This is a genomic window from Sedimentibacter sp., assembly GCF_038562225.1.
Lineage (GTDB): Bacteria > Bacillota > Clostridia > Tissierellales > Sedimentibacteraceae > Sedimentibacter.
Genome location: NZ_JBCFAS010000008.1, coordinates 1 through 12,335, shown reverse-complemented (window position 1 = coordinate 12,335; position 12,335 = coordinate 1). Strand labels below are relative to the sequence as shown.

9 protein-coding genes and 1 pseudogene are annotated in these 12,335 nt (G+C 38.1%); 1 reads left to right on the top strand and 9 read right to left on the bottom strand.

Features of this window, described 5'->3' with window-relative positions:
* The first annotated feature begins 235 nt into the window (after positions 1–235).
* Positions 236–2,266, top strand: coding sequence for a sigma 54-interacting transcriptional regulator (locus AAGU76_RS19055; protein WP_342487113.1), 2,031 nt, complete (start codon positions 236–238; stop codon positions 2,264–2,266).
* Between the two features lie 242 nt (positions 2,267–2,508).
* Here AAGU76_RS19055 and AAGU76_RS19050 read toward each other — a convergent pair whose 3' ends face one another.
* The 9 genes and pseudogenes from AAGU76_RS19050 to AAGU76_RS19010 all read right to left on the bottom strand — a co-directional run.
* Positions 2,509–4,182 (bottom strand): sodium:solute symporter family protein, encoded by a 1,674-nt coding sequence (locus AAGU76_RS19050; RefSeq protein ID WP_342487112.1) that lies wholly within the window; start codon positions 4,180–4,182, stop codon positions 2,509–2,511.
* A 512-nt stretch (positions 4,183–4,694) separates the two neighbouring features.
* Positions 4,695–5,624, bottom strand: coding sequence for a phosphoglycerate dehydrogenase (locus AAGU76_RS19045; protein WP_342487111.1), 930 nt, complete (start codon positions 5,622–5,624; stop codon positions 4,695–4,697).
* 15 nt (positions 5,625–5,639) lie between these two features.
* On the bottom strand, positions 5,640–6,629 hold the full coding sequence (locus AAGU76_RS19040; protein ID WP_342487110.1) for a 2-dehydro-3-deoxygalactonokinase: 990 nt from the start codon (positions 6,627–6,629) through the stop codon (positions 5,640–5,642).
* A gap of 19 nt (positions 6,630–6,648) precedes the next feature.
* On the bottom strand, positions 6,649–7,554 hold the full coding sequence (locus AAGU76_RS19035; protein WP_342487109.1) for a dihydrodipicolinate synthase family protein: 906 nt from the start codon (positions 7,552–7,554) through the stop codon (positions 6,649–6,651).
* Positions 7,555–7,613: 59 nt separating this feature from the next.
* Positions 7,614–8,918: an acetyl-CoA hydrolase/transferase C-terminal domain-containing protein gene (locus AAGU76_RS19030; RefSeq protein WP_342487108.1), complete on the bottom strand. Its 1,305-nt coding sequence runs from the start codon at positions 8,916–8,918 to the stop codon at positions 7,614–7,616.
* Positions 8,919–8,953: 35 nt separating this feature from the next.
* Positions 8,954–9,727: an acyl-CoA dehydratase activase gene (locus AAGU76_RS19025; protein ID WP_342487107.1), complete on the bottom strand. Its 774-nt coding sequence runs from the start codon at positions 9,725–9,727 to the stop codon at positions 8,954–8,956.
* Between the two features lie 15 nt (positions 9,728–9,742).
* Positions 9,743–10,876 (bottom strand): 2-hydroxyacyl-CoA dehydratase family protein, encoded by a 1,134-nt coding sequence (locus tag AAGU76_RS19020; protein ID WP_342487106.1) that lies wholly within the window; start codon positions 10,874–10,876, stop codon positions 9,743–9,745.
* Positions 10,876–12,108, bottom strand: a complete 1,233-nt coding sequence (locus AAGU76_RS19015; protein WP_342487105.1) for a 2-hydroxyacyl-CoA dehydratase family protein — start codon at positions 12,106–12,108, stop codon at positions 10,876–10,878. Before AAGU76_RS19015 ends, AAGU76_RS19020 begins: the two co-directional genes overlap by 1 nt.
* Before the next feature lie 15 nt (positions 12,109–12,123).
* Positions 12,124–12,335: pseudogene (locus AAGU76_RS19010) on the bottom strand (electron transfer flavoprotein subunit alpha); the annotation flags it as partial.

Sequence of the window (12,335 nt, the reverse complement as noted above, 5' to 3'; positions counted from 1 at the left end):
TCTCCTTAATATTTATAAAATTACAACAAAAGACAATCATTTTATCAGGTAAAAACCTAACGATACAATAATATAAGCAATAATCATGCCAAAACAAAATTGGCTGTTTTTCAATGTTTTTCAGCAAACAATAGAATATAGCCATTGAGACAAATATGTCACATATGTCACAAAATAAATTTGACATATATCGATAATTTTTTTATACTATTAATAGATGCTAGGAGGAGATTGTATGTTTTTTGATGAAGAGATTGATAAAGTTGTATCAAAGGAATGGAAAAAATTCATATACGGTGATACATGCATAGAATCAAATATGAGATCTATTATCTTAGATTCTTGGAAAAGATCTCGCCAATATAGTGTAGATCCTTTAAAAATAAAGAATCAAGTTATATCAAAAGAAGAATTAAATCGAATAATTTTAAGAAAACAAAATCTCATAAATGTTGCATCCTCATACATAAATAAAATATATTCATTTGTTAAAGGATCTGGATTTGTTGTATATATAACAGATGAAGATGGAACAATTCTTAGTTTAGTTGGAGATGAGGATATAATTACTTCAGCAAATAAATACAGCGGCCTATGCATAGGAGCAAATAGGGGAGAATATTATGCTGGAACGAATGCAATAGCTACAAGTCTCGCGATTGATGAACCTGTTCAAGTATACGGTTCAGAGCATTGGGTTAAATTTCATCAAAAGTATACTTGCTCCGCTGCGCCTATACATGACGAAGATAATAATATTATAGGTTGCTTGGATATTACTGGTATAAAAGAAAATGTTCACAGTCATACTTTAGGAATGATTGTTGCCGCTGTTGATGGAATAGAAAAGGAAATGAAAATAATAAATGCTTATAATAAAATATTTATTGCTAACAATCAACTATCAACAACATTAAATTCTATAAATTCTGCAATTATAGTAGTATCTAAAAATGGTAACATACTCCATTTAAACCATTCCGCATTAGAAATGTTTAACTTACATTCAAACTGCATTAATAAAAGAATTAATGATATATTGGAATATGATAAGCATATATTAAATTTTGAAAATATAACAAACAATTATATGGATATTGAAATAACAGTTAAAAATATTAGCTGCAGTATAACAACTGTAAATTACAATAATAAATATGATCAAATAGAAGGTTATGTAATTTCATTTAGAGAAATGAAACGAATACATAAAATAGTAAATAAATATAGTGGATTTTCAGCAACCTATACAATAGATAGCATAATTGGTCACTCTTCACTAATTTCTTATGTAAAAAAACTGTGTCAGAAAGCCTCAAAAAGTATATCTAATGTTTTAATATTAGGAGAAAGTGGTACAGGAAAAGAATTGGTCGCTCAATCTATTCACAATGCAAGTTCACGACATAACGAACCTTTCATTGCAATAAATTGCGGTGCACTTCCAAAAGGTCTTATTGAGAGTGAACTGTTTGGATATGAGGGTGGTGCATTTACAGGAGCTATAAAAGAAGGAAAACCTGGAAAATTTGAGCTAGCAGATGGAGGAACTGTTTTCCTTGATGAAATAGGAGATATGCCATTAGATACTCAGGTAAATTTACTCAGAGTGTTACAAAATAAAGAAATAGTACGTATAGGAGGTAATAAACCAAAGCCTATTGATGTTAGAATAATAGCAGCTACAAATAAAAACTTATTTCAATGTATTAAAAACAATACTTTCAGAGAAGATTTGTATTATAGACTTAATGTTTTTACAATAAATGTACCTCCGCTCAGAGAACGAAAATCAGATATTACTGACCTAGTTTATCATTTTATTAATTATTACAATTACTCCTTGAATAAGAATGTTACTAAAATTGATGACGCGGCGATGAACGCAATGATAAATTATTCTTGGCCTGGAAATGTGAGAGAAATGGAAAATATAGTTGAAAGAGCTATAAACATAGTAGATACTGATGAAATAACTATTAAAGATTTATCATATGAATTACTGTATGCTTTCGAAAGTGATGATATTAAAATAGAACCACCTTTTACTCAATCAAAAAAAATAAAGAGTATTCATTATGAAAGCATCTCAAATTATGAAGACTTAAATTATAAAAAAACTAATCTTGAAAAAGATGAATTAATAAGAGCGTTAATCAGTAGTCAAGGCAATGCTGTTAAGGCCTCTGATGAACTAGGAATAAGCCGTAGAACTTTATACAGAAAATTAGAAAAATACAATATTTCTATAGAAAACTACAGATAAATAATTGGGTTCAACCACTTACTTTTAACGAACATCTCAGTTTGTGGTTGAGCCCTTATATCGGCTTTAACCATCCAGTTGTACAAAAACAGGTTTTCCACTACTTCTAGTTTGACATTTACTATATTCCAATTAGCAAACTTTCACAAACTGAATCTATTTAATTTCATAAGTTTATTAGTCTAAACAGTATTTAAATCATAAACTCAATAATGGTAGTATATTTTTCTTGTTAAATTCCCCTATTTTTTACCTTCTGTAGCTTTGAATCGATTCTTTCCTAAAAAATAGCCAATTGTTGATACTTCAAATGCTAACAATACATAGTTAAATACTTGACCTGGCATCCATCCAAACAAAATTATATTTGGTAAATAAGGGGTTATAATCATCTGAACGAAAGCTATTGCAATGCAGCACAAAATAATTTTATGTTGGAAATTATTTTGTGCTGCAAATATTGTATCAAAATAATCAACTATTTCCGAAACTGCTTTTTCGTCGTTTTTTGTTACTAAACTAATTAATATAAACACTATTGTATTAAGAGTTAGTCCCCATAAAATCGGATGTACTCCTTTTATTGGATTATTTATAAATAAGGTTCCCAAAACTGCAGCTAAGCCAACCATAGTACCTGAAATAGCTCCTTCTTTTGTCGCTTTTTTCCAATAAAGTCCTCCAAACATTGCCGGTACTAATTGTGCAAAACCAGGAGCAGAAAATTTATATGCATAATCAACTAGTAATGCTGGTCTATATTTTACTACAATCAAAATAGCTGCCATCATCGCCACAATCCATATTCTTGTTTTCTTTAAAGTGTTTGGCTCATTACCCTTTTCTCTGAAGATATCTTTTTGAATAACAGAAGAGGATACAACTATCTGTGAATCAGCTGTTGACATACCAAATGCGAAAACACCAATTACTAGTAAGGCACTCATAATAGTAGGTGCATAGTTTAATGCAATCATTGGTATTAATCTATCAGTTGCTACCCCTGTTAATCCAGGATAAGCAACCTTGCCTACCCAAATTCCTTGCAAAGCAAATTGCCCGAAACATAATAGTTCTAATAAAGGAAATGCTATTGACATAACTTTAAAAACTGATTCTGATTTTGCCATATACGATCTAACAAATATATGTGGCCACGCAATTATGCTCATTCCAGCTGATATTGCTAATCCTAAAATCCCATACCAAGTTGAATATTCACCTGTCGCTTTTAATGTGTTAGGTGATGTTTCCGTTATTATTTTTGTAGCGTATGCTAAACCGTTATTATTACCTAGTACAGCTTTTATAAAAATAATTGTAGTAATGATTGCTATCCCAACACCACAAAATCCTGCCATTATATCAGTATTTACAACTGAATTTGATCCTCCTTTCAATATATGAAATACTATGTATACAGTTAATATTGCCACTACTACCCAAAATCCTATCCGTCCAGATGAAACAATATTTACACCATCAGCTACACCAATTATTTGCAATGCTATATATGGTATTATAAAAATAACATTTATTGCGGCTGTAATTAAAGTAAAAATTCTAGAGTTATATCTATGTTGAAAGAAATCTCCTGGCGTTATATATCCATATTTTTTACCTAATATCCATAATCTATATTGTATAGTCGGTGCGTATAATCCTACAAAATATGCTCCAACTGCTCCAGAAAAATAGCCAACTCCCTGTCTATACAATCCAGCCCCATAACCAAAAAAAGCTAATGCACTCCATATAGACAAACACATTGTTCCTAATAATGCAATAGGTCCAACACTTCTACCAGCTACAAAATATTCCGTAGCATCACCATGTGTTTTTTTAGAACTTACATATGAAATATAAAACATAAATACTCCATATAGAAATAAAGCTCCAATTATTAAAATTGACATAACACTTCCTCCTAAAATAGTATTCTGATTTTATTCTTCATTAAGCATTATAGTTGTTATTTCCTTATATTGTGGAGCATTTATGTATAAAAAAACGATTATGATAATATTATTAATATAAATAAAATTATTATCTTGATGTCAATCAATTAAAATTATATCACAAAATGATGAAAACGATAAGAGTTTCTTAGTCTTTTTTGTTTTAATATGTATATACATCTATATTTTTTAAGGTCAAAACTTTATAAAAACGACGATTTCAATAATTAGCTTATCTGCTTGTTCACCATTTTCATACTCTATGCATACAAATTGGCTTTCTAATCAAAGTGAAGCAAGAATTTTAATGGATAAAAGCTTGTTCTAGTTAATAAAATACAAAAAAGCCCTTGCTTTTACAAGAGCTTTCAACGTCTCTTAAAATTTTTTCCCTTATTTTTAACCACAATTTCTTATATATTTGCCTGCGCTAGAAAGGTCTGATTTTCTAAAGTAAAGTATTGACCTACTCATTCAGATTTTTCAAAAAATTCGATTACATTTTGCGCCGCTACCATGCTAACCGTATTTATTGCTTCATGGGAATACATGCCTATGTGAGGAGTAATTGTAACCTGATCCAATTCTGCCAGCCTACTGCCCGCATTTATTGGTTCTGTCTCCAGAACATCAAGTCCTGCCCCTGCCGTATGGCCTTTTTCAATGCTTTCAATCAAATCGTCTTCTGATACAATACCGCCTCTTGATGTGTTTATGATAAAACTGCCCTTTTTCATCATCTGAAGCTCATTTTTGTCTATTAAACCCCTTGTACCGCTTGTCAGAGGCACATGAACCGACAAGAAATCCGCATTTCCCAGTGCTTCCTCAAAGGTTGCCAGCTTTACGAAATTAAATTCGTCAGGCAGTTTTTTTATGTACGGGTCATAAGCCAGTACGTTCATGGAAAATCCCCTGGCTCTTCTTGCCACACATTTCCCTATTTCTCCAAATCCGATAAGTGATAATGTTTTGCCGCAAACGTCAACTCCTATGACTTTGGGCCACTGACCTTTTTTCACTTTGTTTGATGCGTAGGATGTCTTTCTGGCCACATCCAGCATCAGTGAAAATGCCAGATCTGCCACAGCGTTTGAGTTTGCAGCAGGCACGTTTGTCACATGTATTTTGTATTTTTTTGTCACATCAAGATCGATGTTATCCAGTCCTGTTCCGTGCTTGCTTACAACTTTTAGTTTCACAGCCGCAGCAACGGCTTCTTCCGTAAGCTGGTTCGCCCCTATGATGAGCGCATCGCACCCGGACAATTTTTGAATAAATTCCTTTTCTTCATATTTCACATTATAAAAATCCACTTCAAATCCTGCATCGGTTAATAGGTTAAGCGGCTCATCGCTGACCTGCCCGAAAGACCTGGATGTTATCAACACTCTTCTCATAAATCTCCTGATTTCCTATGAATTTATTATGGCCAGCAGTCCTTCAACAGCACAATTGATCTGCTCACGATTTAGAAATATGATTTTTCCTGCCAGTTCAGGCATGAATAATCGTACTGCTTCGGAGTATATGGCTGCCATTCTTTCACCGGCGTAAACAACTATACCGCTGACGTCCTTCCACATGCTTTCTATGTTCAAGCTTAGAGACTGGACTACAGAACCGTTTATGACTGCATTTAAGTAGTCGTTCCTGACGTTGTTGTCTCCTACCCCAAAAACCTTCATTGCGTGAGCCTGGTAAATGGCCCTGGGAAGACCGTATTTGTGCAGATTGCTGCAACCTTTCTCAACAGCCTCCATGTCCAGAGGCTTTTCATCCTGTACTGCAGTGGAATTTGACAATATGGTGGATGTCTTGACCGCATGAAACAGTTCGCCGGAAAATGTTGAATATATGTCTTTTAAAGTGCCGCCATCCATTAAAACCGAATGGGTGTGTGAGCCCGGCAGTATTATTACATGCCTTGCAGAAATCACCTCCTGTGGCAGATGATTGCATATGCCAAAAATCTCAATTTCTTCACCGCGTACATTGTTTACTTCGTCTATGTTTTGTACCGTAACTGCCCCACCGACTGTTTTGACTCCCGGGATGAGCTTAATATTCCTGTTAAAAAGTTTTGTTTCCCTGTAATCATGAATGTTGTTCTTCATTGTCCGTTTGTCTACAGGTGTAACGATGTGGCTGACTTCTACAAGACCAAATGGGCTTGTAACCATACCGGAAGCATAGATGTCACTCACGTCACTGTCGATCAGCTGCAATTTGCCCAATACTTCAGCATAGATTTCTCTCATGCTGCCTATCATAATGCTGTTGTCATTATTTATTGATACATCCTTGGACCCTACGTCTGCTGACCTTGAACCTATGACATCGCCGTCTCTCAGCAGGTACCCGCGGGTTTTGCTGGTGCCGCAGTCAAAATAAAACCGATACATTCAATCAATCCCCCTTAGATCACAAACTGTCTGTCTTTCTGATAGCCTCATCTATGAGATTTGCTATTTGTGATATTTTTTCCTTCTTATCATCATAGGACACTGTCAGCGGCAGTCTGGCAAAGTCCGGATCAAAGCCCCTTGCCTTCAATGATATGTGAGAGGATGCCACGCTGTTTCCTACTTTTATGCTGCTGCCCAGTTCATTTACTATTTCATAGACCCTTGATGCCTTATGTGGATCCGTAAACGAATAGCGGTACAGTGCTTCCACAATTTCCGGTACATAGTTGCACATTCCTGCAATCATTGTGTCAATTCCAATTTTTTGAAATGCCAGCCATCCTGTTGTGGTTCCGGAAATGTAATGAAATCTTCGTCCGTTTATGGCATTGCTGTTCAGAATCGAACTGACAAGCTGCATGTTTATGGCGCTGTCCTTCAATCCTGCCACTCCTGATTCCTCAAGTCTTTTTACCAGCTTGAACGAAATGGGAATATTGGTCAGGTCGGGATTGTTGTATGCATATACCGGTATGCTTGCAGATTTTACTACCTGGCTGTAAAACCTTAGAATTTCATCGTCTGTGTATTTGTAATTGTATGGAACTATGGCGCTGACTGCATCGACTCCGGCTTCCTGCGCGGCTTTGGTCAATAAAACCGATGATTCTGTGTCGGGACATCCGACGTGTGCTATGACAAAAGAACTCGGATGTTGCTCGCTGATTGTCCTGGCAGTTTTAAACAGTTTTATTCTTTCTTCCAGAGTCATGAGGCTGCCTGAGCCATATGTGCCTGTTACAAAAAGTCCGTTGACACCTTTTTCAAGCATCCAGTGCATATGCCATATGCATTTATTCTCATCAACTTTTCCATCTGTTGTGAAAAACGTTAAATTTGGAGCAATAATGCCTTTTATCAATTAAATGCCGCCTTTCATGTTTTATAGCGGGCAATAGCTTACGCTACTGCCCAATAATCTTAATCTGCCATGCTTCTGTAGTAATTGAAGAAATCTTCTTCCAGCTGCGCCCTGAACTGCGGAGCGGCGATTTCAATGAGCAGTCTTGCCCTCTCCCTGATTGGTCTGCCATAAAGGTAAGCAACTCCGTACTCCGTAACAACGTAATGTACATCCTGTCTGGTGGTGGTAACAGGAGTACCGGGTTTGAAACCTGCCACAATTCTTGAAACAGTTCCGTTTTTAGCAGTTGCAGGCAATGCAATTATAGGTCTTCCGTTTTTGGATTGCTCTGCACCTCGCAGGAAATCCAGCTGTCCGCCGACTCCACTGAAAGTCTTGTGACCTATGGAGTCTGCCACTACCTGTCCCATCAGATCTACCTCAAGGGCTGAGTTGATTGCCACCATGTTGTCGTTTTGAGCAATTACACCAACATCGTTTGTATAGTCCACAGGCTTCAGGCATATCATGTTGTTGTTGTTTACAAACCTGTAAACATCCTTTGTTCCCTGTATGAATGTAGCCACAATCTTTCCTTTGTTGATTGTCTTTCTGGAACCGTTCACGACTCCTGACTGAATAAGAGGTATAAGGTTGTCTGAGAATACTTCTGTGTGTATTCCCAGATCCCTTTTGTCTGCCAGGAACTTCAATATTGCATTGGGAATCTTTCCCTGTCCCATCTGCAGAGTGTCTCCGTCCTTAATCAGACCTGCTATGTTGGAACCGATTTTTTCGGAAATAGGATCGCTTTCAATCAGCGGTATTTCGTACAAATCCTCATCGTACTCAACAAAATGGTCTATTTCGGATACATGAATCAATGTGTCTCCGCATACTCGCGGAACGTTTTTGTTGACCTGGGCGATGGACACGCGTGCCTTTTCAATGCATACCCTTGTCTGATCGCACGATGTCCCCATGTTCACATAACCGTTTTCATCTGGAGGCGTGCAGCTTATCATGGCAACATCGCATTTGATGCGTCCTTCCCTGATTGCTCTTGGCTGTGCGTAGAAGTGTATGGGGACAAATTCACCCTGTCCTGATTGAATGCATTTTCTGTTGTTTTTTCCCAGGAAAAAGCTTACGTTTATGAAATGTCCTGCGTACTCCGGCCTTGCATAGGGAGCATCTCCGATGTTTAGTCCCTGCCAGATTTCAACTCCTTCAAGCTCATCCTTTCTTGAAAGTAGGGCATTGATAATATGCTTGGGTTCAGCCGCTGCGTGAGACGGAATTATTGCATCTCCTGACTTAACTTCTTTTACAGCTTCTTCCGCCGTGGTTAGTCTTGATTGATATATTTGTTTCCAATCCATTTTAAGGTCTCCTTGTCATTTTTATGATTAAAATATTATTTATTTGCTTTTTCGTATGCAAAAATTGCTGCACCAATTGCACCGGCCGACTGAGTGTGTGGAGCCGCCGATACAGATACGCCTAATTCCTCGCTTAAAACCGACACCATGTTCCTGTTGAGAGCAACACCGCCGGTCATTGCAACAACCGGTTCATACCCTACGCGATTGCACATTCCCTTTATCCTTTTTGCAATGGAAAGGTGTGCTCCCCTGGCAACATCTTCTATTGAAGCACCTGATGCCAGTCTGGAAATCACTTCGCTTTCAGCAAATACCGTACAGACGCTGCTGATGGGAATGTTGATTCTAGCCTTGTCTGCCAAGTCTGACAGCTCATCGATTTTACATCCCAGGACTCTTGCCATTACCTCAAGAAATCTTCCGGTGCCTGCCGCACACTTTTCATTCATGACAAAATTCTTAACCTTGCCGTCTTTGTCAATTTTAATTACCTTAGCGTCTTGGCCTCCGATATCGATGATTGTTTCCACATCCTTCATCATAAAAGAAACACCTTTTGCATGGCAGCTGATTTCTGTTATTTGACTGTCTGCTTCCTTAAACGTGACACGGCCGTATCCAGTTGCTATGGTGTAGTGTATGTCTTCCCTGGTTACACCGGCAATTTTCAAAACATTGTTCATTGCCTCTTCTGGTCCCCTGGTGCCTGTTCCCATGTTTACAACGCTTGTGGCTACTAATTCCTTCTCATGGTTTACCAGTGCTGCTTTTGATGATGATGAACCAATGTCGATTCCTAAATACATAAATAAATATCCCCCTTAGCTCAACATTTCTGCAAAGCTTTGAACTCTTGTTCTGATCTGCTCAAACGAATCCAACTGCATGTCTGTTTCAATATATAGAATAGGTATTCCTGCCTTCTCAAGCTCTTCCTTAATAATCGGATAATCAAATTCCTCGGGATCGCAAAACTTCATCATGCATACAAGCACTGCCTGTGATTTTGTTTCCTCGACCATATTGATGAGCATCTGCCCCTTTGACTTGTTCTCTTCATATAGGAATGTGCAGCCTCTTTGATCTACTATTCGATATGCCATCTTTTCAAGAGCACTTCCTTCTTTTCTTGCAGGTGTTCTAAACTGCCTTGATTCCTGTGCGAAATCATCTGCTGCTATGGAAATGTTGTTCTCATAAAACACCTCCAGAAGCTCAACAGGCTCTCCAACCAGACCAGTGGCTACAACCTTAACATACTTGCAGTCATCTTCCTTGGGAATCTTTTTAAGCTCAGCCGTTATCTTGTTGATTATATCAGTGTAGAACGGCTTATCCATGAAGTAACCTGCTTTTATTATGAGATGTCTTGTCCTGGCGTTGATTGTTTTTGGATAATCCTTTGCAACATCAACAAACTGCCTCATTGCCCCCCTATAGTTTTCGTAAATGTTGAATGCTTCTTCCAAAGACTTTTCTGTTATGGCCTCGCCCTTGATCTTTTCTAACTCCCCTTTTACACGGTTAAATTCAGCCAGCAGGTACTTGAATCCCGAATCAAGAAGCCTGTTTTGCGGATACACGATTGGAATTATGGGTACCTGTGGTACGGCAACCTTCCAGTTTTCGCAGACACACTTCAGTGTATCGCACAATGTTGGCAGAACTACGGCCTTAAGGCTGTCGTATACTCCTCTCATGCCTAATTCTATGTTTGATCGCATTATGGAGCAGCAGAAACTTTGCAGGTACTTGTCAGCCTGCTTTATTTCAGTCTTTCCTCCCCACATGCCTACAGGCAGAAATCCTGCTGCGTATACAATCTCTTCCGGTGTATAAATCGGAAAACACCCGATGGCATCCTTTCCTGTCCTGTTCAATGATTGGGCCACTGACTTTCCCGGATTCAAAGCCGTTTCTTCCAGCTGACTAATTAATACGCTTAAATCTGCCATCACTGGTTCCTCCTTGACTTTTTGTTGTTTTCCATCATCTCAACCAACGCCTGAATTCTTGTTTCATACTGTGCTTCTGAAAAGATTCGCGGATCTGTCTGATCTCCGTCAAAAACAACTGACGGCACACCCGTTTGCGCCTCCACTCTTCTCTGAACCTCATATTGTCTGAAATCCATCAGTTTGCAGCTTCTGTTGGAATGATATATTATTCCGTCCAATTTGAAATCCTTAACCAGTTTTGATACATTTTGCGTATCATAGTCCAGGTTTCTGTTTGCGTAGTTTGAGCTGTAAGCTTTTGCCATTCCGTCAAGGTCATTTGTCTCATATCTCACGTTCCAGGATTCCGGATATGTTGAAGTGACCATGTTTATACCGAATTTTTTCATAGTCTTGTACGTTACGGACAAATGCGGCCAACATGCTATTCCGTCCCACATAACCCTGTATTCTTCTTCCTGATCCGGGAACGGTCCAATTCCGTTTTCTGCTTTTTCCTTCAATTCTTCGTACCAAAGTTTGTACAACTCCTTGCCTTCCTTTTTACCCCTCATGCAAACAATCAGTGCCATGTAGTTAAACATGTCGTATCCTTTTAAAGGAGACGGAACATGTACTGCAAGATCAGTAGCCTTCTTCCACCATTCGCATGTTTCGTTGGAAAGTTTCATGACCTCTGCAAACTTGTCGTAATCAAATTTTTTGCCGGTTATTTCTTCAAGCTGCTTTATGGCATGTTCAATCTGTCCGCGCATATAAGCGATGCTGTGTTCAGGAACTTCATATGTGTGGTTGAATGGCATGTCAAACATAATAATCGGAATATTAAGATTTTTGGCAAGATTCTCATACCATTTGATGACTGTGTTGCATATGTTGCTGCAGCAGAATATCAAGTCAGGCATGGGTATATTTTCAGCTTCGGAATACTGTATATCCGTGTATCCCATGTTTACCCTGGCATATGAACATATGTCTGAGGAATAACCTTTCCCTTCAGCCTGCTCAATAAACTCGGGAGCACATTTCCTGGCACCAATGGCAGCTGCATGATTTTCCGGATATACTACATCAATGTCCATGGTTTCCAGCAGCTCCTGGGGGCAGATAGATGTTGCCCAGGCTACAAGCTTACCGTTCTTCTTAGCTTCAAATGCTGCCTTGTAGTGATTTTCCAACAATTCACCAAGCATCTGTTTTGAAGTAATTTTGTTTTCCAATTCGTTCACCTCTATAATTTAATTTTAAAATTGCATACTATCAAAAAGCTCTTCGGCGTTGTCCCACTCTTCAATAAGCTGTGGAATAACCTTGTACAGGTCCCCCACTATTGCGTAATCCGCCATCTCGAATATGGGCGCTTCAGGATTCTTGTTTATTGCCACTATTATGTCTGACTTCTGCATTCCCGCCAGGTGCTGTATGGCTCCCGATATGCCGCATGCGAAGTATATCT